Here is a 24,930-nt window from a genome sequence, read left to right on the forward strand (position 1 = left end):
ATTGTCGGGCATCCCTCCTATCTCTTGATATTCGAACACACTAGCGATAGTGTCGGCCCATGGCCGGCCTTGCGAACACCCCTCTCCAGCACCTCGCGGTGCTGGAGAGCGAGGTCGCGGGTCTGACCGACACGGACTGGTCGACGTGCTCGCCGTCCGAGCTGGTCGAGACCGGGGCGGTGCTGGCGCGGCTGGTCACGCGGGCGCAGGCGGCGCAGGTCGTCAACGCCGAGCAGCTGCAGGCCACCGACGCGGCCGCCGCCGAGGGGTGGGCCTCGGTGAAGGACTTCCTCACCCACCTCGCCGGCGGCCGCAAGGGCCACGGCGGGGGGCTGCTGCGGCTGGCCGAGCAGACCCGCGACCTGCCCGCCGTCCGCACGGCGATGCTGGCCGGCGAGATCTCGACGGCACAGGCCCGCGTGATCGCCGCCCGCACCGCCACGCTGCCGCGCGTCGAGTCCCTGCGCCACGACGCGGCGGCGGCGATGCTCGCCCAGGTCTCGCAGCAGCAGCTCGACGCCACCGACCTCGACCGCGCCTTCGGCGACGTGGTGGCCCAGCTCGACCCCGACGGCCGGCTGCTCGCCGACGACCGCTCCCGCGCCAAGCAGGAGCGCGGCGCCCACGTCGCCCGCTACCTCGCGCTGACTCCCGACGAGGTGGGCGGCGTCGTCATCCGCGGCTACGCCACCGTCGAGGACGCCGAGACCATCCGCACCACGCTCCTGCCCCTCACCAAGCCCGCCACCACCGCGCCGGGCGCGTGCGGCGGTGACCCCGCCCTGGCCGGTGTCCTCAACCGCGACAGCGACGGACGTCGGCTGCACCCCGGGTGCCCCGCGCCCGCCTGCTCCCACAACGGTCGGGACCCGCGCGACCACGGCGCGCGGCTGCTCGACGCGCTCGTCGAGGTCTGCCACCAGGCCCAGACCACCACCGCACTGCCCACCACCCACGGCGCCACGCCCCGCATCACCGTCACCATCGACCACCGGGCGCTCGTCGCCCAGGTCGAGAGCGACGGACTGCTCGGCTCGGGCCAGTCGCTCTCCGCCGCCGCCGTGCGCCGCCTGGCGTGCGACGCCGACCTCCTGCCCGCCGTCCTCGGTGGCGAGGGTCAGGTGCTCGACGTCGGCCGCACCCGCCGGCTCGTCACCACCCCGATCTGGCAGGCGCTCGTGCTGCGCGACCGGCACTGCACCTTCCCCGGCTGCAGCCGACCACCCGTCGCCTGCGACGCCCACCACCTACGCCACTGGGTCGACGGCGGCGAGACCAGCCTCGACAACCTCACCCTGCTCTGCCGCCGCCACCACACCATCACCCACCAGTCGCCGTGGACGGTCCGGCTCGACCCGACCACCCGGCGTCCGGTCTGGAGACCACCGCCGGACGTCGACGACCGAGACCGCTTCACGCGGTTCGTCTCGCCGCCGCTGCGCGCGGCTGCCTTGGCCTGACCGGTCGGGGTCTGCTGGGGTGCCCTTCGACAGGCTCAGGGTCCGTCCCTTCGACAGGCTCACGGTCCGTCCCTTCGACAGGCTCAGGGTCCGTCCCTTCGACAGGCTCAGGGTCCGTCCCTCCGACAGGCTCAGGGTCCGTCCCTTCGACAGGCTCAGGGTCCGTCCCTTCGACAGGCTCAGGGTCCGTCCCTCCGACAGGCTCAGGGCCCGTCCCTTCGACAAGCTCAGGGTCCGTGGGTCGGGTTCCCGCGACGGGCGCTCGGAAAAATCCGGGGCCGGCGCGCTGCAAATTCCGTCGAGCGGGGTTAGCGTGCCGCACGTGGGCTGCTTGGACGCTCACACCCCCCACACAGCAGGCGGTACCACCATGTCCAGTCAACCCATCACGCCCGAAGACGACTCCGGTGACGAGGCGAGGGCGGTCAGTCGACGTCGGGTCCTCGGCGCGGCGGCCTGGTCGGCGCCCGCGATCGTCGTCGCCGCAGCCGCGCCGGCGGTCGCGTTCTCCGGCCTCACCGCCGTCGTCGTCGACTCGTTCACGGCGGCGCGCGGCGCCTTCACCGGCGGCACCCCGTTCTACTACTGGAGCGGCGCGACGTCCGGCTACACCGCGACGAGCACGGCCCCGACCACGATCGCGGCCAACTCGGTGGCCAACCTCAGCCTCAGCGGCATCCGCACCAGCGGCGGGTCGGGCACCGGCTTCGTCACCATCCAGGTGACCGTCCCGGCCAACGGCGCCCCGCTCGGCGTGAACCGCCCCGCCGGCCAGTACGGCGCCGTCAGCAGCGGCTGGACGCTGGCCGGGCCGCCGCCGTCCATCAACACCCTCACGCGCGCGGTGACCTTCACCTTCACCTCGGGCGTGGTCTCGGTCGGGACGACGCTGCCCAACCTGTCCTTCGCGGTCACCAACAGCAACACTGCCGGCACGGTCACCTACACCTGGGACGCCGGCCTGATCCTCAACGCCACCTCGAGCGCCAGCCAGTCGCTCGCGCCGGCGACGCTCAGCCTCGCCACCCTCACCTAGTCGAGCTACTGCGGGGTGCCCTTCAGCTCGAGCTTGATCTGGTCCTCGCTGAGCTTGGGGTCGTTGCTGAGCAGACGGACGTAGGTCTCCTGGATGCGCTTCGCGCTGCCCGGGTCGCTCTTGAGCGGCCGGAAGAACTGCACCACGTAGTGACGGCCCTGGTAGTTGTACTGCAGGTTCACGCGGTTCGCGCCCACCTGCCTGCCGGCGTAGTCCACCTGGGGCTCGAGCCAACGCACCTCGCTGACCCCGGCCAGGTGCACGCCGATGTCGGTGCCGTTCTTGACGATGTTGATGGCCTTGTAGCCCTTGGACAGGTATCCCTCGTTGCGCCACGTGTGGCGCAGGTCGAGCCGCTTCACCGGGGCCGAGGTGTCGACCACCAGGCGGAACAGCGTGCGGTTGGAGGTGATCGTCGAGCGCACGCTGCGACGCACGTCCTTGATCTTCTGCGAGCGGTAGAAGAAGCGGTTGAACCACACGGCCGCCCGGGCGCCACGCTTGCTCCTGGTCGCGAACTTCGCCACGGTCGAGAGGAACTTGGCGCCGTCACCGAAACCGGGCACGAACCCGACCGCCGTCCACAGTGCCGTGCCGAAGTCGCCCGTGCCGATGTTGGCCACGATGTCGCGGACGTCGCCGACCACCAGGACGCCGGAGACGAACTGGCCGAGCAGGTACTCACCCGACTCGCGGACGTCGACCGAGAGCCCGCCGACGTGCTCGGCCCCCCACTGCCAGTCGCCGAAGAGGTAGCCGCCCGACACCGCGGCGACGCGGTCGAGGCCGCTGAGGTCGTAGAGGTAGGGGTCGGTGCCGTCCCGGACCTCCTGGTCGTCGCGCCGGCCGTCGTGGTCGTGATCGGCGCTCAGCGGGTCGCTGAGGTACTCCGCCAGCTCGCGGAAGTCGGTGAGGCCGTCGCCGTCGGTGTCCTGGAGCAGCGGCGAGGTGCCGGCCTCGCGCTCGATGTAGTCGTCGCCGTGGTCGCCGTCGGTGTCGACCCGGGTGGGGTCGGAGACGCCACGGTAGGACGACGAGCCCGCCAGGTTCGACACGAGCGCCCCCGCCTCCTGGCCGTCCGTGAGACCGTCACCGTCGGTGTCGGCCTCCGCGGGGTCGGTGCGGTAGAGGCTGCCGCGCGAGGTGTGCCAGCCGTTCGTCTCCGCATCGTCCGAGATCCCGTCGCCGTCGGTGTCGGGCACCCCGATGGCGTCGCCGATGCGGTCGTAGGCGTCGGCCAGGTCGTCGGCGTCGCCGACGTAGAAGAACTTGCCCCCCGTCGACGTCGCGATGTCGTCGAGCAGCGTGGTGTTCACGCCCGAGCCGAGGCCGACCGTGTAGATCGTCGTACGGGTCGCGACGGCCCGCTCGGTCAGCGCCTCGTCGTAGTCCCCGTCACCGTCGGTCAGCAGGACGACGACGCGCCCCCGCCCGTCGGACTGGGCGTCGAGCTCGCCCAGCGAGGTCGACACGGCAGCGCCGATGTCGGTGCCGCCCGAGGAGTCGATCAGGTCGATCGCCGCGCGGACAGCGTCGAAGTCGGTGGTCAGGCCCTGCGCGACGTAGGCGGCGGAGTCGAAGTCGACCACCCCGGCACGGTCACCGTCGAGCAGCGTCCCGACGAACTCCTTCGAGGCGTCGAGACGGAGGTCCTCGGGGTCGTTGCTCACCATCGAGCCCGAGGAGTCGATGGCCAGGACGGCGTCGATCGAGGCGACCTCGCCGCTGCCCTCCCGCGGCTGCTTGATCTCGATCGAGAACAGCTGCCGCAGTGCCGTCAGGTCCACCGCGACGAAGGGCGAGAAGTCGTCGGCCTGGGCCGTCAGGACGCCGGTGTCGGGGTCGTAGGTCTGGCCGGCCGGGAGGTCCATCACGAGGCCGCCGTCGCCGAGGTGGGCCAGGGCGACCTCGTGGCCCTCCGGCACGGTCGCCGGGTCGATCTCGACCGCCACGGTCGCGGTGACGTCGTCCCCCTCGACCTCCACGTCGACCGGGGTGCTCAGGTAGCCGGTCGCGTCGTCGGTCAGCGGACCCTGCTCCACGGCGGCGACCGAGATGCCGGCGACCTCCTCGGCCGGGCCCGTGGCCTCCACCGTCACGCCCAGCACGGGGGACTCGACCGTGACCTCGAAGTCGGTCTCGTCGCCGTCGGCCACGCCGTCGCCGTCGGTGTCGGCGGTCCGCGGGTCACTGCCGACCGCGAGCTCGTCGGCGTCCGCCGCGCCGTCGCCATCGGTGTCGCCGTCGGTCGCCGACGTGCCGAGCCGCCGCTCGCGGCGGTCGTCGAGGGTGTCGCCGTCGGTGTCCGCCTGGTCGGGGCGGCTGCCGCCACGCAGCTCGCCGAGGTTCGAGAGGCCGTCGGCGTCGGTGTCGTCGCGCGCGTCGGCCAGACCGTCACCGTCGGTGTCGGCGAGGCGGGGGTCGGTCTGCGACAGCAGCTCCTGCCGGTCGTCGAGCCCGTCGTGGTCGGCGTCGTCCGAGCCGCGCCCGGACCCGAAGCGCTGCTCGACGTAGTCGGGCAGCCCGTCGTCGTCGGTGTCGACGCCGTGGCGCACGGGCAGGAGCGGGTCGACGACGACCGTGGGGCTGACGAAGCCCCCGATGCGGATGCGCAGCGACGTGAGGCGCGTCAGCCGCACGGGGAACGAGACCCGGTGGGTGGCCCGGGCCCGGGCCAGGGGCCGCCACCGGCCGCCGACGTACTGCTCGAGGGTCGCGGGCCGGTGTGTGCGGTCGTCGGGCACGTAGCCCATCACACGGAAGCTCTGCCCGACCCGTGGCCGCGGGACCGTGAGTCCGGGCACGCCTGTCGTGCGCCACTCGCGTCGGGCCAGGACCCGGTTCTTCCCGTCGACGATCGCCACGCGGTAGCGCGTCGGCCCGAGGTCGACGAACGCCGAGAACGACAGGCGTCGCGGCGTCGGGTCCAGGTCGACGCGGATCCATCGGTCCCTGTCGGCCGAGCGGTAGTCGAGGACGGCCCTCGAGCCCGGCGGCGCGGTCGAGGTGCCCGAGACGGTGACCGGGGTCCTCGACGGGTGCTGCGCCGGCGCCCGGTCGAGCGTGATGGTCACCGGGGCCGGCGTCGCCGCGCGGAGCGGAGCGGCCTCGGGGCGCGTCGGTACGGCGGCGAGGCTGGTGCCCACGGTCGTCGTGATCAGGACGGCGAGCAGCCTCGCCCCACGTGCGCGCATCGCTCTTCCCCCATGTCCGCTGCGTCGGCAACGGCATCCAAGCAGTGGCGCGGGGTGGGTCTCATCGGTTCGCAGGAATCGCCGTCAGCGTCACCCGAGCTGTCTAGACGGGTGGACGCGCGACCTGGCTCGGCGCACCTGACCGCAGGAACGACACGGCCCGCCGGTCGGCTCGAGAGCCGGCCCGGCGGGCCGTGGACCTCTCGCGGCGAGAGGGCGGTTCAGGTGCTCAGGTGCCGGAGTTGATCATCCCGGCGCCGACGGTCACGCCGGTGGCCTCGTCGATGAGGATGAACGAGCCCGTCGTGCGGTTCTGCGCGTAGGGGTCGCACAGCAGCGGCACCGTGGTGCGCAGCTGCACGCGGCCGATCTCGTTGACGCCCAGCTCCTTCGTCTCCTGGTCGCGGTGCAGCGAGTTGACGTCGAGGCGGTACTGGATGTCCTTCACCAGCGCCCGCGCGGTGCGGGTGGTGTGCTTGATGGCCAGCTTCTGCCGCGGCTTGAGCGGCGTGGTCGTCATCCAGCAGACCATCGCGTCGATGTCCTGGCTGGGCTGCGGGGCGTTCTTGACCCGGGCGATCATGTCGCCGCGCGAGACGTCGACGTCGTCGGCCAGACGCACCGTGACCGACATCGGCGGGAAGGCCTCCTCGACCTCGCGGTCGAACAGGTCGATGCCCTCGATGGTCGAGGTCATGCCCGAGGGCAGCACGACGACCTCGTCGCCCGGCTTCAGGACGCCGCCGGCCACCTGGCCCGCGTAGCCGCGGTAGTCGTGGTGCTGGTCGGACTTCGGGCGCACGACGTACTGCACCGGGAACCGGACGTCGACCAGGTCGCGGTCGGAGGCCACGTGCACGTGCTCGAGGTGGTGCATCAGCGTCGGGCCGGAGTACCAGGCCATCGACTCCGAGCGCGTGACCACGTTGTCGCCGTTGAGCGCCGAGATCGGGATGACCTCGAGGTCGGGGATGTTCAGCTTGGTCGCGAACTGCGTGAACTCGGCGTGGATCTTCTCGTAGACCTCCTGCGAGAAGTCGACGAGGTCCATCTTGTTGACCGCCAGCACCAGGTGCGGCACCCGCAGCAGCGAGAGGATGACGGCGTGGCGGCGCGACTGCTCGGTCAGGCCCTGCCGCGCGTCGACCAGCACCAGGCCGAGGTCGGCGGTGGAGGCGCCGGTGACCATGTTGCGCGTGTACTGCACGTGGCCCGGGGTGTCGGCGATGATGAACTTGCGCGAGGGCGTCGCGAAGTAGCGGTAGGCCACGTCGATCGTGATGCCCTGCTCGCGCTCGGAGCGCAGGCCGTCGGTGAGCAGCGCGAGGTCGGTGTAGTCGTAGCCCTTGGACGCCGAGGTGGCCTCGACGGCCTCCAGCTGGTCCTCGAAGATCGACTTGGAGTCGAGCAGCAGGCGACCGATCAGGGTCGACTTGCCGTCGTCCACGCTGCCGGCGGTGGCGAAGCGGAGCAGGTCGGCGTTGCGGCCGGCCAGTCCGGCCACGGTGGGCTCGGCGCCGTCGGTGGTCTCGGTGGTGTTCTCGGTGCTGTCGGTGGCCATCAGAAGTAGCCCTCCTTCTTCCGGTCCTCCATGGCGGCCTCGGAGAACCGGTCGTCACCACGGGTGGCGCCACGCTCGGTGAGCTTGGCGACGGCGATCTCCTCGATGATCTCGGGGATCGTCGAGGCGGTGGACTCGACGCAGCCGGTGAGCGTGATGTCACCGCAGGTGCGGAAGCGCACGGTGCGCTCCTCGACGGTCTCGCCGTCGCGCGTCGGGTTGAGCGGGGTCTCGCTCATCAGCATGCCGTCGCGCACGAAGACGCGGCGCTGGTGGGCGTAGTAGATGTTCGGGATCTCGATGCCCTCGCGACCGATGTAGTCCCAGACGTCGAGCTCGGTCCAGTTGCTGATCGGGAAGATCCGCATGTGCTCGCCCTCGTGGAGCCGGCCGTTGTAGAGGCTCCACAGCTCGGGGCGCTGGTTCTTGGGGTCCCACTGGCCGAACTCGTCGCGGTGGGAGTAGACGCGCTCCTTGGCGCGGGCCTTCTCCTCGTCGCGGCGACCACCACCGAAGGCGGCGGTGAAGCCGTTCTCCTCGATGGCGTTCAGCAGGGTGCCGGTCTGCATGCGGTTGCGGCTGGTCTTGCCGTCGTCGACCACCACGCCGTTGGCGATGGCGTCGTCGATGCTGGCGACCACGAGGCGGACGCCGAGGCGGTTGACCCAGTTGTCGCGGGTCTCCATGACCTCGGGGAAGTCGAGCCCGGTGTCGATCTGCATGATCGGGAAGGGGATCTTCGCGGGGAAGAACGCCTTCTCGGCCAGCCGCAGCATGACGATGGAGTCCTTGCCGCCCGAGAACATCAGGACGGGCTTCTCGAACTCGGCGGCGACCTCACGGAAGATGTGGATCGACTCGGCCTCCAGCTGATCGAGCTGGCTCAGCCGGTAGTCGGCGTGCGTGGTTGTCATCGGTGAAGGAAGGACCTCTCGCGCGGATGGGCAGCCGTCATCGTGCCACGGAGCCCGAGCCCCGGTCGAAGCGACGAGTATGTCGACCCGGTCACCCTAGTTTGTCCCGCGTGCCAGGCCCTCCCGACCCGCCGCCCGCGAGACGGGCGACGTGGTGGGGGGCTCAGGCGACCGGCGCCGTGCGGGCGCTGCGCCGGGTCAGCGCGACGTAGCCGGGCTTGGTGGCCACGACCTCGACCGAGACCCGCCGCCCGCGCTCGGTGCGGCGCGGGGTGAAGGTGGCGGCGGCGCCCCGGGCGCCGGTCACGGCGCGGTCGCCGACGTACCACCGCACGCGCAGGGTGACGCCGGGGTCGTGGGCGCCGGGCCGCACCCGCAGCGCCCGGCCGACCACCGGCCGGCCCGTGATCGAGGGCGTCGGACGACGGGTCAGCTGCCCGCGCGCGACGGCCGGGCCGGGGGCGCTGGTGCGGCTGACCGGCACGTAGCCGTCCCGCGACCCGGTGACCTGCACCGAGACGCGGCGACCGGCGTCCGCGGCCGTGAGGGTGTGCGTGCGACCGGTGGCGCCGGCGATCGGCAGGCCGTCGCGCAGCCACCGGACGGCGAGCGCGACGCCGTCGTCCCAGGTGCCCGTGGACGCCGTCAGCGTGCGCCCGACCTGGCGGGTGCCGGTGACCGCGGGGGACGGGGTGGCGGCGAGCGTGCCGGGTGCGACGGCGGTGGTCGGCTCGCTCATGCGGGTCACGGCGGCGTAGCCGTCCTTCGAGCCGGTCACGGCCACGGTGACGGTGTCGCCGACGTCGGCGGGGCGTGGCGTGAAGGTGGCGTCGGTGGCGCCGGCGACGTCGGTGCCGCCGACGGCCCACTGGTAGGCGAGCGTGACGCCGTCGTCCCAGGTGCCGGGGACGGCGGTGAGCGCGACCCCGACGACCGGGTCGCCGACCACGGCCGGGACCGGCGCCGGCGCGAGCGTGCCGGCGTCGACCGGACCGGTGGGCTCGCTGGTGCGGGTGGCCGGCTCGTAGCCGTCGCGGGTGCCGGTGACCGTGACGGTGACGGTGCGCCCGGCGTCGGCCGGCCGCGGGGTGAACGTGGCGCCGGTGGCGCCGTCGACGTCGGTGCCGCCGACGGCCCACCGGTAGGCGAAGGCGGTGCCGGGGGTCCAGGCGCCCGGCGCCGCGGTGAGCTCGACGCCGACGCGCGGCGTGCCGGTGACGGTCGGCGCGGCGGTGGTGGGCTCGCCGAGCGCCACCGCGGCCGAGGGGGCGCTGGTGCGGGTGACGGACGCCGAGCCCGGCTTCGACCCGGTGACGGTCACGGTGACCGCGCGGCCGGCGTCCGCGGGGCGCGGGGTGAAGGTCGGGCCGGTCGCGCCGTCGACGTCGGTGCCGCCGACGGCCCACCGGTAGTCGAAGGTCGTGCCGTCGGCCCAGCCGGACGTCGTCGCGGACAGTGGGACGTCGACCCGCGGGGTGCCGGTGACGACCGGGTCGGCCGACGGGCTGACCGGCTGCGTGACGACGACGGCCGCCGAGCGGGTGCAGCCGACCGGCCCGCAGACGCCGCCCAGGGTCACCGGCGCGGCGGTCGCGGTCAGGTCGCCGGGGGACGCCGTCGTCCGCACCCTGACCGGGAACGACACCGTGGCCGTGGGGGCGGGGTCCGTCGGCGTCGCGGCGCCGGAGGCGAACGTGCCGACGGCGGTGGTGGGCACGGTCCAGGTGAGCGTGGTGCCGTCGAGGGCGAGGCCCGCGGGCAGGCTCGCCGCGTCGATCGTGGCGTCGTCGAGCACGTCGGCGAGGTCGACCCGCGCCACGCTCGCGGTGCCGCCCGCGGGCGAGAGCGGCACCCGGCCCAGGTTGGCCGCGGAGAGCGTGTAGGTGACGACCTCGCCCGGGGCGAGGGTGGCGCCGTCCGCGACCGAGGAGCGCAGCCCGAGGTCGTGCCGCTGCGGCCAGGCCGGCCGGTCGGCGTCGAGCACCCAGTCGCGCAGGAAGGCGTCGAGGTCGCGACCGGTGACCTCCTCGGCCAGGGCCAGGAAGTCGTCGTAGCCGCGGCTCTGGCCGGCGTAGCGGCGCTGCCACTCCTTCAGGAAGGCGACGTAGGCGGCGTCGCCCACCGACAGCCGGAGCGCCTCGTACATGACGCCGGGCCGGGTGTAGGTCGAGAACTCGTCGTAGAGCGCCGCGGGGCCGGTCTTGGCACCGGGCGGGCTCTGCCAGTCGGTGGCGTCGGCACCGGCCCACTCGCCGTAGTAGGCGGCGTGGGTCGACCTGGTGCTCGTTGGGGGGCTCGCGAGCGCGTGGGCGTAGTAGGTGGGCGCCCAGGTGCCCATGCCCTCGGCGATCCAGATCTCGTTCCAGACCGTCGGCGAGACGTTGTCGCCGAACCACTGGTGAGCGATCTCGTGCACGAGCGTGCTGCCGCCGATCGAGCCCGGGAAGAACGAGCGGTCCTGGGTCTCGAGGGCGTAGCCGATCGTCGACGGCACGACGTCGACCACGACGCCGGTGCTGCCGCCGGGGTAGGGGCCGAAGATCGTCTCGAGGCCGTCGATGACCGCCTTCTGGCGCTGTCGCTGGGTCTCGATGGTGGCCTTCGTGGCGCCGCTGATCGAGGCGTCGACGAAGCTCCACTCCGGGAGCACGCGGCCGCTGGCCAGCGTGATCGCCGACTGGGTCACGTCGTAGCGGCCGATCGAGATCATCACCAGCTCGGTGGCCATCGGCCGCTGCTGCACCCAGCGCCACGTCGTCCGGCCGGTGCCGCTGGGCTCGCGGGCGACCAGCTCGCCGTTGGACGCCGCCGCCGCGGCGCCGGTGGTGCCGCCCGCGGTGATCGTGTTCGGCACGTCGACGTCGATCGTGTACGTCGCCTTGTCGGTCGGCGTGTTGTTGTTCGGGAAGCCGGTCATCGCGCCGATCGGCTGGTTGAGGAAGGTGGCGCCGTCGGAGGTGACGTTCCAGCCCTCGGACGAGCCGTCCGGGTCGACGTGCCGGCTCGGGACGCCGTCGTAGGCGACGACCGTGGTGAAGCGGCCCGACACCGGCGCGGACGGCGTCACGACCAGCTTGTGCTTGGTGATCGCGGCGTTCTCCACGCGGCTGAAGGCGGCCGGCGCGCCGTTCACCGTCACCGACCGGACCACGAGGCCCGTGCCCTCGAGGTCGAGGGAGTACGACGAAAGCGGGGCGCCGGTGGTGGTGGCCCGGATCGTGGTGGTGGCGTCGATGGTGCTGGCGGCGAGCGTGGCGCCCGGCGTCCAGGCGAGGTCGAGGTCGTAGTGCTCGACGTCGTAGCCGCCGTTGCCGACGTGCGGGAACAGCACGTCGCCGGAGGTCTGGGCGCCGGCGACCGGGTCGGCGGCCTGCGCCGGGGTCGACGGCAGCGCGAGGACGGCGAGCGCCAGCGTCGTGGCCAGCAGCGTGGCCCGGGTGCGGGTGCTCATCGGACGCCGCCCCGCCGCCGCGCCAGCACCCCGCACGCCACCATCCCCAGCACCCACAGCACCAGCACCGGGACGTCGATGACGTGCAGCCCGCGGGTCTCGGTGAAGGAGACGATCGTGCGACCCCGGTGGGGCCCGGTGCTCATGACGACGGCGAAGGCCAGGATCGTCTGGGCGAGCGCGAGGAAGGCGAGGAGCAGGCGGTCGAGCACGGGTCGAGGGTAGGCGGCGGCCCTTCGACAGGCTCAGCGTCCGTGCGGCCAGTCCGGCCACACGGACCCTGAGCCTGTCGAAGGGCCCTCCGCGCGAACGTTCGCATGGACCTCGCCAGGTCTCGAGGCTCGGCCACCGTCAGATCAGTGGACCGCACGATGGTCGAGGTGTGAGGAGCCCTGGCGACGAGCCTCGAGACCTCTGGCCCTTCGGGGCCAGCCCGGCCACACGGACCCTGAGCCTGTCGAAGGGCCCTCCGCGCGAACGTTCGCATGGACCTCGCCAGGTCTCGAGGCTCGGCCGTGGCCGGCCTCGCACCTCGACCACCGTCGGATCACTGGACCGCACGATGGTCGAGGTGTGAGGAGCCCTGGCGACGAGCCTCGAGACCTCTGGCCCTTCGGGGCCAGCCCGGCCACACGGACCCTGAGCTTGTCGAAGGGCCCTCCCCGCGAACGTTCGCATGGACCTCGCCAGGTCTCGAGGCTCGGCCACCGTCAGATCAGTGGACCGCACGATGGTCGAGGTGTGAGGAGCCCTGGCGACGAGCCTCGAGACCTCTGGCCCTTCGGGGCCAGCCCGACCACACGGACCCTGAGCCTGTCGAAGGGCCCTCCGCGCGAACGTTCGCATGGACCTCGCCAGGTCTTGAGGCTCGGCCGTGGCCGGCCTCGCACCTCGACCACCGTGTGGGGCCTACTCCGGCACCGAGCCGACGGCGACGCGGCCGTCACCCTCGACCACCACCGCGCCGTCGGCGTGCGCGACGAACGCCGCCTCGCCTCGGCGCAGCGTCAGCCGCTCGTGCGCCGCGCTCACGGTCACCTCGCCCTCCAGCGCCAGGACGACGCGGGGCCCGGTCGCCGGCAGGTCGCGCAGCGGCGGGCGGCCGACGGTGAGCACGAACTCGGCCACCGGCGGACGCAGGACGACGTGGTCGGGGCCGCGCTCGGCGGGCTCCCAGCGCGGCGGCGGCACCGCCCGCAGGTCGGTCACCGACAGCAGCTCGGCGACGTCCATGTGCTTGGGCGTGAGTCCGGCGCGCAGCACGTTGTCGGACGACGCCATGATCTCGAGGCCGAACCCGCCGAAGTAGGCGTGCACGACACCGGCGTCGACGAACATCGCCTCGCCCGGCGCCAGCAGCACGTTGTTGAGCAGCAGCGCGACCAGCACGCCGGCGTCGCCGGGGTAGGCCAGGGCCAGCTCGCCGACGCGGGACAGCGTGCGCGCGGCCTCGCCCTCGGCGGTGCCGGCCACCAGCCGGGCCTGCTCGCCGACCTCGCGGACGACGTCCACGAGCGTCTCGCCGCCGAGCCGGAGGGTGTCGGTGACGACGTCGCGCAGCGGCTCGCGCTCGAGCCGCCCGGCGGTCTCGGCGGACCAGGCGGCGTCGAGCAGGCGCAGCAGCCGCGCCGACGCCGCGGGGTCGCGGAAGCCGGCGAGGCCCTCGAACTCGGTGAGGGCGACGAGCAGCTCGGGCTTGTGCCAGGGGTCCTTGTAGTTGCGCTGCGGGGCGCCGAGGGCGAGGCCGGCGCCGTCCTCGCGCTCGTGGCCGCGTCGGGCCTGCTCGGCGCTGGGGTGCACCTGCAGCGAGAGGGGCCGGTCGACGGCGAGCACCTTCATCAGGAACGGCAGCCGGCCGCCGAAGTCGTCGTGGCAGGCGTCGCCGAGGAGGGCGGCGGGGTCGTCGGCGATGGCCTCGTCGAGCCGTCGTCCGTCGGGCAGCAGGGAGGGGTCGCCCTCGTGCGCGCCGATCCACAGCTCGGCCTCGGGGTCGCCGGTCGGCGTGCGGTCGAGGAACCGGGCGAGGCGGGTGGTGGAGCCCCAGGCGTAGTCACGCACCGGGTTGCGCATCACGAACACGGGAGGGTCACGTGCTCCGGTTCTCGTCGCGGCCGGAGGAGCGGCCCCGGCGCGGGGCCGGGGTGCCGGCGTCCGCGCCCTCGGGTGGCGTGACGCCCTCGAGCTCGGCGACGTACGGCGCCCCGAACATCGGCAGGCCCTGCTCCTTGCGCAGCAGCCCCCACACCAGCGGCACGAGCACGACCATCGCCAGGCCGACGCCGGCGATGAGCACCGGGTGGGTCTCGTCCTCGCCGAGCGGCGCCCAGCCGGCCTTGTCGAGCAGCGCGACGCCCGACATCGTCAGCACGACGACGATGCCGCGGCGGATGAACGACTGCGGCACGCGCGGGGCGATGCGGCTGCCGATGATGGTGCCGGGCACCGAGCCGATGACGAGCGGGATGAGCAGGTTCCAGTCGAGGCCGTGGATGGCGACGTTCGAGATGGCGGCGGCCAGCACGAGCGGCACGGCCTGCACGAGGTCGGTGCCGACGAGGCGGACGGCCGACAGGCCGGGGTAGAGCATGAGCAGCGCGACCATGATGACCGAGCCGGAGCCGACGCTGGTGACGCCGACGAGCAGGCCGCCGAGGGCGCCGACGAGCAGCGTGGCCAGCGGCCGGATGCGGGGGTTCTCCTCGCCCAGCGCGCCGCCGGTGCGCACCCGGCGCAGGTTGATGTAGAGCCGCAGCGCGTAGGTGAGGGCGGCCAGCAGCAGCGCGAAGCCGATCGACATCTTGAGCACGAAGTCGAGCTGGTCGGGGTCGTCGGTGAGCGCCTTGACGGCGTACGGCCCGAGCAGCGCGAACGGCACCGACCCGAGGATCAGCCACTTCGCCAGCGTCAGGTTGGGCGAGCCCTCCTTGGCGTGGACGACGGCGCCCCCGGTCTTGTAGACCGCGGCGGCGGTGAGGTCGGCCGCGACGACGGTCGCGGCCTCGCCCGACCCGGCGCCGAGGAACAGCAGGGCGGGCGTCATCAGCGCCCCGCCGCCCATGCCGGTGAGACCGACCACGATGCCGACGAGGAAGCCGGCGGCGAGGATGGACAGGGCGGCGCCTGTGAGCAACTCGGACACGGGGGCAGATCCTCTCAGGCCGGACGCCGGGTAGCGAGCATCGGCGGCGTGTTGGTGCTCCCGCTCACCCGTTCGCGCGGACGCGGACGTCGACCCAGCCGCCCGCCGCGAGCGCGTCGACGACGTCGCCGAGCGCGTCGTCGATGGTGCGGCCGGTGGTGTCGACGCGCACGTCGGCGTCGTCCGGCTCCTCGTAGGGGGAGGAGATGCCGGTGAACTCGGGGATCTCGCCGCGGCGGGCCTTGGCGTAGAGACCCTTGCGGTCGCGGCGCTCGCACTCCTCGAGCGGGGTCGCGACGTGGATCAGGAAGAACCGGCCGCCCGCGTCGTCGACCATGGCGCGCACCTGCTGCCGGGTCTCGTCGAACGGCGCGATCGGGCTGCAGACGGCGACGCCGCCGTGGCGGGCGATCTCGGCGGCGACCCAGCCGATGCGGCGGATGTTGGTCTCGCGGTCGGCCTTGCTGAAGGTGAGGCCGGCGGAGAGCTGGCGGCGCACGACGTCGCCGTCGAGGCTGGTCACGGTGCGCCGTCCCTGCTCGAGCAGCCGGTCGACCAGCGCGCGGGCCAGCGTCGACTTGCCGCTGCCCGAGAGACCGGTGAAGAACAGCACCAGGCCCACCTCGTCGGGGGCGGGGCGGTCGGCGTCGACGACCTCGGCGACGTCGTCGGGGTAGTCGTCGCCGTCGTCGTGCTCGTCCTCGGCGCCGTCGGTCTCGGCGAGCGCGTGGACGGGGTCGCCGCCGGCGTACGCCTCGACCACCCGGACGCCGAGCCCGTGGTCGGCGTCCGCGTCGCCGTGCGCGGCCAGCGGGACGGCGACCACGACCGCGTCGGGCAGGGCGGCGGCGGCGCGCAGCGTGGCCCGCAGCGTGGCGACCGGCGAGAGCTCGGCGGTGCCGTGGCCGACGAGGGCGAGCAGCACGGTGGGGCCGAGGCCGGCGAGAGCGTCGAGGTCGCGGCGGGTCAGCGGGCCGGTGACCGGCACGACCGTGCGGCCGGCGTGCTGCTCGCGCACCTGGGCGGGGGAGAGGTACAGGCGGCGGAACGGGCCGTACTCGGGCCGCGCGAGCGGCTCGACGCGGCGGCGTCCGTCGTCCTCGCGGTGCACGCGGGCCAGCGGCAGGCCCTCGGGGTCGACCAGCTCGACGACGGGCGCGTCGCGCAGCGCCTCGGGCAGGTCGAGGGTGAGCGGGCTGCCGGGGGCGCCGAAGCCGTCGTGCGGGGAGAGCGCGCCGGTGGCGAGCAGCTCGAGGTCGTCGAGCTCGCGGGGGGAGGGGTAGTGCTGCGGCACGGGGGCGGGGCTCGACACGGGCGTCATCCTGCCAAAGCGGCGTGGCTAGCCTCGGGGTGTGGTCAGCCCCGTCGTCGTCGCCGAGATCGTCCGCTCCGGGTTCGTGGAGGGCCACCACTACGGGTCGGTGGTCGCGCTGGCGCCCGACGGGTCGGTGGACTGGTCGGTCGGCGCGGTCGAGACCGCCGTCCTGCCGCGCTCGTGCAACAAGCCGCTGCAGGCGCTCGGCATGGTGCGGGCCGGGCTCGACCTGCCCGACGACCTGCTCGCGCTGGCGTGCGCCTCGCACTCCGGCGAGCCGTTCCACCTCGACGGCGTGCGCCGCATCCTCGACTCCGCCGGGCTCGACGCGAGCGCGCTGCAGACCCCGCCCGACCACCCGCTGGACGACGCCGCCCGGGCCGAGGCGCTGCGCGAGGGCCGCGAGCCCGACGCGATCTCGATGAACTGCTCGGGCAAGCACGCCGCGATGCTCGCCACCTGCGTGCTCAACGGCTGGGACCTGGCCACCTACCGCGACGCCGCACACCCCCTGCAGGTCGCGATCGCCGAGACGTTCGCCGAGGCGACCGGTGAGCCGGTCGAGGTGGTGGCGGTCGACGGGTGCGGTGCGCCGCTGCTCTCGACCTCGCTCGTCGGCCTCGCCCGGGCGTTCCGGCGCCTGGCGGTCGCGGACGACGGCCCCGAGCGCCGCGTGGCCGAGGCCATCCGCCGCCATCCCGAGTTCGTCTCCGGCACCCGCCGCGACGAGCTGACCCTGCTGCGCGCGATCCCCGGCGCCATCGGCAAGGCCGGCGCCGAGTCCTGCTACGCCGTCGCCCTGCCCGACGGCCGTGCGGTCGCGCTCAAGGTGGACGACGGCGCCCCCCGCGCCCGCCCCGTCGTCATGGCCGCCGCCCTCGCCCGCTGCGGCGTCGACTCCGACGCCGTCCGCGCCACCGGCACCCTCCCCGTCCTCGGCGGCGGCGTCCCCGTCGGCGAGATCCGCGCCACCCTCTGACGGACCCCGAGCTCGTCGAAGGGCCGGGACCGCGCACCGACCCCACGGGCCCCGAGCTTGTCGAAGGGTCGGGAGGTCGTCGCGGACCCGAGCTCACGGGCCCTGAGCTTGTCGAAGGGGCTCCTGTCGTCCTGTGGGCTGGTGCCCTTCGACAGGCTCAGGTCCGTGTGGTGCGGTCGGGCTGTGGACGTGAGCTTCGCTCTGGCTCGGCCACACGGGCCCTGAGCTTGTCGAAGGGGCGTGAGGTCGACGCGGACCTGCGTTCACGGGCCCTGAGCTTGTCGAAGGGGCTTCTGTGGTGCTGTGGTCCGGTGCCTTCGACAGGCTCAGGGTCCGCGTGGTGCGGTCGGGCTGTGGACGTGAGCTTCGCTCTGGCTCGGCCACACGGGCCCTGAGCTTGTCGAAGGGGCTTCTGTGGTCCTGTGGTCGGGTGCCCTTCGACAGGCTCAGGGTCCGTGTGGTGCGGTCGGGCGGCCGGGGTGCGACTCGCCATCGTCCATCTCCGCGACGTCGTCCTGCCCATCGACCACGCTGCGTGCCAGCTCGGGGAGGTCTTCGAAGCGCCCCTCCATCAGGGCCTCCCTCTTCTCGCGTCGCCACCCCTTGATCTGCTGCTCGAGCTCGAAGCACTGCCGGATGCTCGAGCTCTGGTGGCACCACGCGAGGCGGAACGGACGTCGCCTGCGGACGTAGGTCGGGCCTTCTCCGTTGTGGTGCTGGGCGAGACGGCGGTCGAGGTCCCACGTGCTGCCGACGTAGTAGCTGCCGTCGCTGCACTCGAGGATGTAGGTGAAGGGCATCGCGCCAGGGTGGGTCGCCGTCATCGTCGTCGCGAGGGGTGACAGAGGACCTGTGAAGAACTCCGACGCGGGAGCCACCTGTGGACGTTTCGTGGCGGTTTTCCCTTCGACAGGCTCAGGGTCCGTGGTCCGGTGGGCCCTTCGACAAGCACTTTGGGGTGGGCGAACGTGTGAACAAGCCCACGCTTGCTGAGTTTGCAAAGTGCTAGCTGTTGCTAGCACAGTGGGGGTATGGCAAAGGGGAAGGTCGGGCAGACGGTCGAGTCGCTCGGTGACTACCTCAAGGAGCAGCGGCTCGCGTCGCGGCTCTCGCTGCGTCAGCTGGCGCAGCAGGCAGGGGTCTCCAACCCGTACCTGAGCCAGATCGAGCGCGGACTGCGCAAGCCGTCGGCCGACGTCCTGCAGCAGATCGCGAAGGCGCTGCGGATCTCCGCCGAGCAGCTGTACCTCCGGGCGGGGATCGTCAGCCCGGAGCCGGGGACGACGAGCACGGTCGAGCTGGCCGTGCTGGCCGACCCGGGGCTCACCGAACGGCAGAAGCAGTCGCTGCTCGACGTGTACCAGTCCTTCCTCGCCCTCAACGACCAACCCACAGAGGAGAAGTGATCACCATGGCCAAGACCCGCATCGACTTCCGTTCGATCGAGCTGCCCGCCGCCGCCCAGAAGCCCGTCTACGCCGGTGTCGGCGCTGGTGACCTCGCCGTCACCGCGGTCCGCGAGTACGTCGCCGACGTCAGCAAGCGCATCTCGGGCTACCAGAAGCAGGTCTCCGACCTCAACGCCAAGAAGCTGCGCGGCACCGTCGAGAACCGCGTCGCCGAGCTGCAGAACGAGGCGCTCGCCATCCCGACCCGCGTGCAGACCCGCGTGAACGACAACGTCGCCGCGCTGACCGGCACCGTCACCGGCACCTACAGCGACCTGGCCAAGCGCGGCGAGGCCGTCGTCAAGGGCACCAAGCTGCCGTCGTCGGCCACCGTCGAGGTCAAGGTGAACACCACCAACCCGGCCGCCCGCAAGAGCGCCACCAAGCCCGTCGGCGCCAAGGCCTCGGCCACCACCTCGGGCACGACGACCACGCGCAAGCCGGCCGCCAAGAAGACCACGGCCAAGAAGACCACCGCGAAGAAGACCACCGCCAAGAAGGCCCCGGCCACGAAGACCGTCTCCGACAAGGCCACCGCCGCCAAGGCGACCGCCGAGAAGACCGTCGAGAAGGCCACCGAGAAGGCCACGACCAGCGCGTCCTGACCTCTCCCGCACCACGACGCACCACCCCGGGACCCCCGCAGCCGCGCGCTGCGGGGGTCCCGCCACGTCCGGGCCGCTAGCCTGACCGCACTATGGGTGGTCTGAACGTCTTCGAGGTCGAGGGCATCGTGCGCCTCGTGATCGCCTTCGTGATCCTCGTGATCGCGATCTACGCCTTCATCAACTCGCTGCTCTGGTCGGCGGAGTCCTACGAGGCCGCCGGCAAGCTCACCAAGCCGGCGTGGACGATCATCCTCGGCCTGGGCGTGGTGCTGCAGCTGGTGCCGATCGGCCTGGTGCTGGTCAACATCATCATGCTCGTGGCCGCGCTGGTGTACCTCGCCGACGTGCGCCCCGCGCTCGCCTCCCTGCGCCGCCGCTGAGCCGCAACTGAGCCGCCCGGCTCAGCCCAGCCCGGCGACGTACCGCCGCAGCGCTGGCAGCGCCTCGGCCGGCTCGAAGCCGGTCGAGCGCAGCTTGGCGAGGTCGAAGTCGCTGCGCGCCGGCCGCGGCGCGAGGGTCTTGCCGGCGGCGTACTCCGCCGTGCTCACCCGGACGACGTCGCCCGGGTCGCGCCCGGCGGCCTCGAAGACCGCCGCCGCGACGTCGGCCCACGTCGTCGGCTCGCCGCCGTTGCTGACGTGGTAGACGCCGTACGGCGCCCGCTCCGGCGTGGCGTCGAGCAGGTGGCGGGTTGCGCGCACCAGCTCGTCGGCGAAGGTGAGCCGCCCGACCTGGTCGTCGACCACCGAGGGCGAGACGCCGCCGGCGGCCAGCCTCGCCATCGTGCGCACGAAGTTGCCGCCCTCGCCGACCACCCACGAGGTGCGCAGCACGTAGTGCCGCTTCGCGGTCGTCGCCGCCAGCTCGCCGGCCGCCTTCGACTGCGCGTAGACGCCCAGCGGCGAGACCGGCTCGGACTCGACGTGGTCGCCGCGGGTGCCGTCGAAGACGTACTCGGTGGAGTAGTGCACCAGCGTCAGCCGGTGCGCGTCGGCGACCCGCGCCAGCGCGGCGGGCGCCGCGGCGTTGGCCGCCCAGGCCGCCGGGCGGCCCTCGGGGGTCTCGGCGGCGTCGACGGCGGTGTAGGCGGCGGCGTTGAGGACGACGTCGTGCCGGTGCCACGGCCAGGCCGCCACCGCGTCGGCGTCGGTGACGTCGAGCTCGTCGCGGCCCACGCCCACCGCGCCGGGCAGGGCGGCGAGGAGGGCGCGCCCGACCTGCCCGTTCGCGCCGAGCACCAGCGGGGTGCGCGGCGCCATCGGCGTCACCTCGGCCAGCCGCGGCTGGCTGCGGTCCTTCTCCGACACCTCGGCCTCGGCGAGCGGGATCGGCCAGGCGATCGCGGCGTCGGGGTCGGCGAGGTCGAGGGCGGGGTAGGCCTCACCGGCGCGCCAGTGGTCGTTGACCAGGTAGGTGTAGGCGACGGCGTCGTCGAGGGTCTGGTAGCTGTTGCCGACCCCGCGCGGCACGAAGACCGCCGTCGCCGGGTCGAGCTCGCAGGTGACCACGGTGCCGAACGAGTCGCCCTCGCGCATGTCGACCCACGCGCCGAACGCGCGGCCGCCGGTGACCGAGACGAACTTGTCCCACGGCTCGGTGTGCACGCCGCGGGTGGTGCCGCGGCGGGCGTTGAAGGCCACGTTGTGCTGCACCGGCTCGAAGTCGGGCAGGCCGAGTGCGGTCATCTTCGCCCGCTGCCAGTTCTCCTTGAACCAGCCGCGCGCGTCGGCGTGCACCGGCAGCCGGACGACGAGCAGCCCGGGGATCGCGGTGGTCTCGACGGCGAGGTCGCTCACGCCTGTCCCTTGGCGGCGTAGCCGGCCTCGGTGGCCGCCTTGTGCGGCCGCCACCAGGCCTCGTGGTCGCGGTACCACTCGACGGTCGCGGCCAGGCCGGCCTCGAAGTCGCGGTAGGACGGCGTCCACCCCAGCTCGTCGCGCAGCTTGGTGGAGTCGATGGCGTAGCGCAGGTCGTGGCCGGCGCGGTCGGTGACGAGGTCGTAGTCGTCGGCAGGGCGGCCGAGCTGCTCGAGGATCAGCCGGACGACCTCGAGGTTGTTCTTCTCGCCGTCGGCGCCGATGAGGTAGGTCTCGCCGATGCGGCCGCGCTCGAGGATCGTCCACACCGCGGCGGAGTGGTCGGCGGCGTGGATCCAGTCGCGCACGTTGGTGCCGGTGCCGTAGACCTTGGGCCGGTCGCCGTCGAGCACGTTGGTGATCTGGCGCGGGATGAACTTCTCGACGTGCTGCCACGGCCCGTAGTTGTTCGAGCAGTTGCTGATGGTGGCCGTCACGCCGAACGAGCGCACCCACGCCCGCACCAGGTGGTCGGAGCCGGCCTTCGCGGCGCTGTAGGGGCTGCTCGGGTTGTAGGGCGTGTGCTCGGTGAACCGCTGCGGGTCGTCGAGCTCGAGGTCGCCGTAGACCTCGTCGGTCGAGACGTGGTGCAGCCGGACGCCGTGCTGCCGCGCCGCCTCGAGCAGGCAGAACGTGCCGACGATGTTGGTCTGGATGAACGGCCCCGGCTCGGTGAGCGAGTTGTCGTTGTGCGACTCGGCCGCGAAGTGGACGACGGCGTCGTGTCGGCCCACGAGCTCGTGCACCAGCGGCTGGTCGGCGACGTCGCCCACCACCAGCGAGACCCGCCCCTCGGGCAGTCCCTCGAGCGCGTCGGTGGACGCCGCGTAGGTGAGCTTGTCGAGCACGGTGACCACCGCGTCGGTGTGGTCGACGAGGTGGTGGACGAAGTTGGAGCCGATGAAGCCGGCGCCGCCGGTGACCAGGATGCGCTGCACGGCGTCACCCTAGGCGGGCTCGGCGCGACCGTCGGCCCCGAGGTCGGCGTCGACCATGCGCGCCACGACCTGCTCGAACGTGGCCGTCGGCCGCCAGCCGAGCCGCTCGCGGGCCCGCGACGCGTCGCCCACGAGCAGCGCGGCGTCGGCGGGGCGGATGAGGTCGGGGTCGACCGCGACCAGGGGCTCCCAGTCGTCGATGCCCACGTGCGCGAACGCCGTCGCCACGAGGTCGCGCACCGCGTGCGCCTCGCCGGTGGCGACCACGTAGTCGTCCGGCGCCTCCGCCCCGGCGGCCGCGACCATCGCGGCGACGTAGTCGGGGGCCCAGCCCCAGTCACGGCGGGCGTCGAGGTTGCCGAGCCAGAGGCGGTCGCGTCGTCCGGTGGCGATCTCGGCGACGCCGCGGGTGATCTTGCGGGTCACGAAGTGCGCCGGACGCCGCGGCGACTCGTGGTTGTAGAGCACCAGGCTCGAGGCGTGCAGGCCGCGGTGGCGGTAGACGCCGGTCATCAGGTGGGCGTAGGCCTTGGCGGCGCCGTAGGGGTTCACCGGGCGCACCGGCGTCGACTCGTCCTGCGGCGAGGTGTCGGGCTGGCCGAAGACCTCCGCGCTCGAGGCCTGCACGAACCGCACCGCGTGACCGGTGCGCTGCAGCTGGTGGGCCGACTCGAGCAGCGCCACGGCCGCCGTCCCGTTCACCAGCGCCGCGAGGTCGGGCCACTCCCACGAGTGCGCGACCGAGCTGATGGCGGCCAGGTTGTAGACCTCGTCGGGCGCGAGGTCGAGCAGCAGCCGCCGCGTCGCCTCGACGTCGGTCACGTCGCCGACGTGGCGCTGGACGCCGTCCGGCAGCGGCGCGTCGCGCTCGGCGTGAAGCACCAGCGCGTGGACGTCGTCCCCGCGCGCCAGCAGCGCCTCGGCCAGGTAGCCGCCGTCCTGGCCGCCGACGCCGGTGACGAACGCGCGGGTCACGGGGTCACTCGCAGCTCACCGGGTCACCAGCCGGAGCGGGTGGCCTCGACGTCGGCCTCCACCATCAGCCGCACCAGCTCGTCGAAGCCGACGCGGGGCTTCCAGCCGAGCACCTCGCGGGCCTTCGAGGCGTCACCGACCAGCCGGTCGACCTCGGCCGGCCGCATGAACCGCTCGTCCTGGCGCACGTGGCGCTGCCAGTCGTCGACACCGACGTGCGCGAAGGCGGCGCGCACGAAGTCGCGCACCGAGCGGGTCTCGCCGGTGGCGACCACGAAGTCGTCGCCCGTGGGCTGCTGCAGCATCAGCCACATCGCCTCGACGTAGTCGCCGGCGAAGCCCCAGTCGCGCTCGGCGTCGAGGTTGCCGAGCACCAGCTCGCTCTGCAGGCCGAGGTGGATGCGCGCGACCGCACGGCTGATCTTGCGGGTCACGAACTCGGGTCCGCGGCGCGGCGACTCGTGGTTGAACAGGATCCCCGACGAGGCGTGCAGGCCGTAGGACTCGCGGTAGTTGATGGTCATGTGGTGGCCGAAGACCTTCGCCACGCCGTACGGCGAGCGCGGCCACAGCAGGGTGCGCTCGTGCTGCGGGCTCTCCTGCACCTGGCCGAACATCTCCGAGCTCGACGCCTGGTAGAAGCGCACCCGGCCGGGGTCGTCGCCGGTGTGCAGCCGCAGCGCCTCCAGCATGTTGAGCACGCCCTTGGCGGTGACGTCGGTGGTGAGCGCCGCCTGCTCCCACGAGTAGGCCACGAACGAGACGGCGCCGAGGTTGTAGACCTCGTCGGGGTCCGACTCGCGCAGCGCCCGGATCAGGCTCGACATGTCGGTGAGGTCGCCGTGGTGGAGGGTGACGTCGGGCAGCAGCCGGCTCACCAGGTCGCGCTTGGGGTTGTTCTGGCCGCGGATGACGCCGTGCACCTCGTAGCCCTTGCCCAGCAGCAGCTCGGCGAGGTAGAGCCCGTCCTGGCCGGTGATGCCCGTGATGAGGGCGACGGGGGCGGCTGGCACGGCCCCATCCTCGCAGGGGGCGGCCGTGCGGCATGCTGCCGCCATGCGCGGCATCATCCTCGCCGGGGGCACCGGCAGCCGGCTGCACCCGATCACCCACGCGGTGAGCAAGCAGCTCATGCCGGTCTACGACAAGCCGATGATCCACTACCCGCTCTCGACGCTGATGCTCGCCGGCATCCGCGAGGTGCTGGTCATCACCACGCCCCACGAGGCCGACCAGTTCGTGCGGCTGCTCGGCGACGGGTCGCGCTTCGGCATCGAGGTGAGCTACGCCGTCCAGCCCTCGCCCGACGGGCTCGCACAGGCGTTCCTGATCGGCGAGGGCCACGTCGACGGCGGCCAGGTGGGCCTGGTGCTCGGCGACAACATCTTCCACGGCGCCGGCCTCGGCACCCGGCTGCGGCGCTTCGCCGACCTCGACGGCGCGGCCGTCTTCGGCTACCGCGTGGCCGACCCGACGGCGTACGGCGTGGTGGAGTTCGACGCCGACTTCCGCGCGGTCTCGCTGGAGGAGAAGCCGGAGCACCCGCGCAGCTCGTACGCCGTGCCGGGGCTGTACTTCTACGGCGGCGACGTCGTCGAGAAGGCCAAGAGCCTGAAGCCGTCGCCGCGCGGCGAGCTGGAGATCACCGACCTCAACCGGCTCTATCTCGAGGAGGGCCGGCTGCAGGTCGAGGTGCTGCCGCGCGGCTCGGCCTGGCTCGACACCGGCACCTTCGACGACCTCAACGACGCCGGCAACTTCGTGCGCGCCATCGAGGCCCGCCAGGGCACCAAGGTCGGCGCCCCCGAGGAGGTCGCCTGGCGCATGGGCTTCATCGACGACACCCAGCTCACCGCCCTCGGCGAGAGCCTCGCCAAGAGCGGCTACGGCCGCTACCTCCTGGACCTCGTCGCCGAGGCCCACGCCTGACGCACCCCACGATGGTCGAGAAGCGAGGAGCCCCGGCGACGAGCCTCGAGACCTCTGGCCCTCCGAGGCCATCGCCCGCACACGGACCCTGAGCTTGTCGAAGGGCCCTCCACGGGAACCTCGGCGT

20 protein-coding genes are annotated in these 24,930 nt (G+C 73.0%); 7 read left to right on the forward strand and 13 right to left on the reverse strand.

Annotation, left to right across the window (positions count from 1 at the left end; translation table 11 throughout):
- The first annotated feature begins 59 nt into the window (after window positions 1-59).
- Both ABEA04_RS10140 and ABEA04_RS10145 read left to right on the forward strand, forming a co-directional pair.
- On the forward strand, window positions 60-1,460 hold the full coding sequence (locus ABEA04_RS10140; protein ID WP_345457811.1) for an HNH endonuclease signature motif containing protein: 1,401 nt from the start codon (window positions 60-62) through the stop codon (window positions 1,458-1,460).
- A 370-nt stretch (window positions 1,461-1,830) separates the two neighbouring features.
- Window positions 1,831-2,496: a hypothetical protein gene (locus ABEA04_RS10145; RefSeq protein ID WP_345457814.1), complete on the forward strand. Its 666-nt coding sequence runs from the start codon at window positions 1,831-1,833 to the stop codon at window positions 2,494-2,496.
- Window positions 2,497-2,501: 5 nt separating this feature from the next.
- On the opposite strand, the gene ABEA04_RS10150 is transcribed toward ABEA04_RS10145, so the two are convergent.
- The 8 genes from ABEA04_RS10150 to cysC form a co-directional block, all read right to left on the reverse strand.
- Entirely contained in the window at window positions 2,502-5,690 is a 3,189-nt protein-coding gene (locus ABEA04_RS10150; protein ID WP_345457817.1) for a VWA domain-containing protein, read from the reverse strand.
- A gap of 229 nt (window positions 5,691-5,919) precedes the next feature.
- A complete protein-coding gene (cysN, locus tag ABEA04_RS10155) occupies window positions 5,920-7,251 on the reverse strand; it encodes a sulfate adenylyltransferase subunit CysN (protein WP_345457820.1) in 1,332 nt (443 codons plus the stop codon).
- On the reverse strand, window positions 7,251-8,165 hold the full coding sequence (gene cysD / locus ABEA04_RS10160) for a sulfate adenylyltransferase subunit CysD (protein ID WP_345457823.1): 915 nt from the start codon (window positions 8,163-8,165) through the stop codon (window positions 7,251-7,253). The genes cysN and cysD overlap by 1 nt, the downstream gene beginning before the upstream one ends.
- 163 nt (window positions 8,166-8,328) lie before the next feature.
- Window positions 8,329-11,616, reverse strand: a complete 3,288-nt coding sequence (locus tag ABEA04_RS10165) for a M1 family metallopeptidase (RefSeq protein WP_345457825.1) — start codon at window positions 11,614-11,616, stop codon at window positions 8,329-8,331.
- The gene (locus tag ABEA04_RS10170; RefSeq protein WP_345457827.1) at window positions 11,613-11,828 is read right to left on the reverse strand and encodes a hypothetical protein; all 216 of its coding nucleotides are present in this window, start codon (window positions 11,826-11,828) and stop codon (window positions 11,613-11,615) included. The genes ABEA04_RS10165 and ABEA04_RS10170 overlap by 4 nt, the downstream gene beginning before the upstream one ends.
- A gap of 697 nt (window positions 11,829-12,525) precedes the next feature.
- Entirely contained in the window at window positions 12,526-13,686 is a 1,161-nt protein-coding gene (manA, locus tag ABEA04_RS10175) for a mannose-6-phosphate isomerase, class I (protein WP_345458281.1), read from the reverse strand.
- Window positions 13,687-13,702: 16 nt separating this feature from the next.
- Window positions 13,703-14,755, reverse strand: coding sequence for a sulfite exporter TauE/SafE family protein (locus ABEA04_RS10180; protein WP_345457830.1), 1,053 nt, complete (start codon window positions 14,753-14,755; stop codon window positions 13,703-13,705).
- 64 nt (window positions 14,756-14,819) lie between these two features.
- The gene (gene cysC, locus ABEA04_RS10185) at window positions 14,820-16,067 is read right to left on the reverse strand and encodes an adenylyl-sulfate kinase (protein WP_345457833.1); all 1,248 of its coding nucleotides are present in this window, start codon (window positions 16,065-16,067) and stop codon (window positions 14,820-14,822) included.
- 40 nt (window positions 16,068-16,107) lie between these two features.
- On the opposite strand from cysC, the gene ABEA04_RS10190 reads away from it, so the two are divergent.
- Window positions 16,108-17,049 (forward strand): asparaginase, encoded by a 942-nt coding sequence (locus ABEA04_RS10190; RefSeq protein ID WP_345457836.1) that lies wholly within the window; start codon window positions 16,108-16,110, stop codon window positions 17,047-17,049.
- Window positions 17,050-17,495: 446 nt separating this feature from the next.
- Here ABEA04_RS10190 and ABEA04_RS10195 read toward each other — a convergent pair whose 3' ends face one another.
- Complete coding sequence (locus ABEA04_RS10195) at window positions 17,496-17,849, reverse strand: GIY-YIG nuclease family protein (RefSeq protein WP_345457839.1); 354 nt, start codon at window positions 17,847-17,849, stop codon at window positions 17,496-17,498.
- A 231-nt stretch (window positions 17,850-18,080) separates the two neighbouring features.
- On the opposite strand from ABEA04_RS10195, the gene ABEA04_RS10200 reads away from it, so the two are divergent.
- From ABEA04_RS10200 to ABEA04_RS10210, 3 genes are all read left to right on the forward strand, one after another.
- Window positions 18,081-18,455: a helix-turn-helix domain-containing protein gene (locus ABEA04_RS10200; protein WP_345457842.1), complete on the forward strand. Its 375-nt coding sequence runs from the start codon at window positions 18,081-18,083 to the stop codon at window positions 18,453-18,455.
- A 5-nt stretch (window positions 18,456-18,460) separates the two neighbouring features.
- On the forward strand, window positions 18,461-19,102 hold the full coding sequence (locus ABEA04_RS10205; protein WP_345457845.1) for a hypothetical protein: 642 nt from the start codon (window positions 18,461-18,463) through the stop codon (window positions 19,100-19,102).
- Between the two features lie 92 nt (window positions 19,103-19,194).
- Window positions 19,195-19,485 (forward strand): DUF2516 family protein, encoded by a 291-nt coding sequence (locus tag ABEA04_RS10210; RefSeq protein WP_345457848.1) that lies wholly within the window; start codon window positions 19,195-19,197, stop codon window positions 19,483-19,485.
- A gap of 21 nt (window positions 19,486-19,506) precedes the next feature.
- Here ABEA04_RS10210 and ABEA04_RS10215 read toward each other — a convergent pair whose 3' ends face one another.
- Genes ABEA04_RS10215 through gmd form a run of 4 tightly spaced genes read right to left on the reverse strand, consistent with a single transcriptional unit; the run spans window position 19,507 to window position 23,887 of the window.
- Entirely contained in the window at window positions 19,507-20,901 is a 1,395-nt protein-coding gene (locus ABEA04_RS10215; RefSeq protein ID WP_345457851.1) for a sugar nucleotide-binding protein, read from the reverse strand.
- On the reverse strand, window positions 20,898-21,899 hold the full coding sequence (gene rfbB, locus ABEA04_RS10220) for a dTDP-glucose 4,6-dehydratase (RefSeq protein ID WP_345457854.1): 1,002 nt from the start codon (window positions 21,897-21,899) through the stop codon (window positions 20,898-20,900). The genes ABEA04_RS10215 and rfbB overlap by 4 nt, the downstream gene beginning before the upstream one ends.
- 9 nt (window positions 21,900-21,908) lie before the next feature.
- Complete coding sequence (locus tag ABEA04_RS10225) at window positions 21,909-22,874, reverse strand: GDP-mannose 4,6-dehydratase (protein ID WP_345457857.1); 966 nt, start codon at window positions 22,872-22,874, stop codon at window positions 21,909-21,911.
- 23 nt (window positions 22,875-22,897) lie between these two features.
- Window positions 22,898-23,887, reverse strand: coding sequence for a GDP-mannose 4,6-dehydratase (gene gmd / locus ABEA04_RS10230; protein ID WP_345457859.1), 990 nt, complete (start codon window positions 23,885-23,887; stop codon window positions 22,898-22,900).
- A 43-nt stretch (window positions 23,888-23,930) separates the two neighbouring features.
- On the opposite strand from gmd, the gene rfbA reads away from it, so the two are divergent.
- Entirely contained in the window at window positions 23,931-24,803 is an 873-nt protein-coding gene (gene rfbA, locus ABEA04_RS10235) for a glucose-1-phosphate thymidylyltransferase RfbA (protein WP_345457862.1), read from the forward strand.
- Window positions 24,804-24,930 lie beyond the last annotated feature (127 nt).

Origin of the sequence: Nocardioides marinquilinus, assembly GCF_039543705.1 — a bacterium.
GTDB lineage: Bacteria > Actinomycetota > Actinomycetes > Propionibacteriales > Nocardioidaceae > Nocardioides > Nocardioides marinquilinus.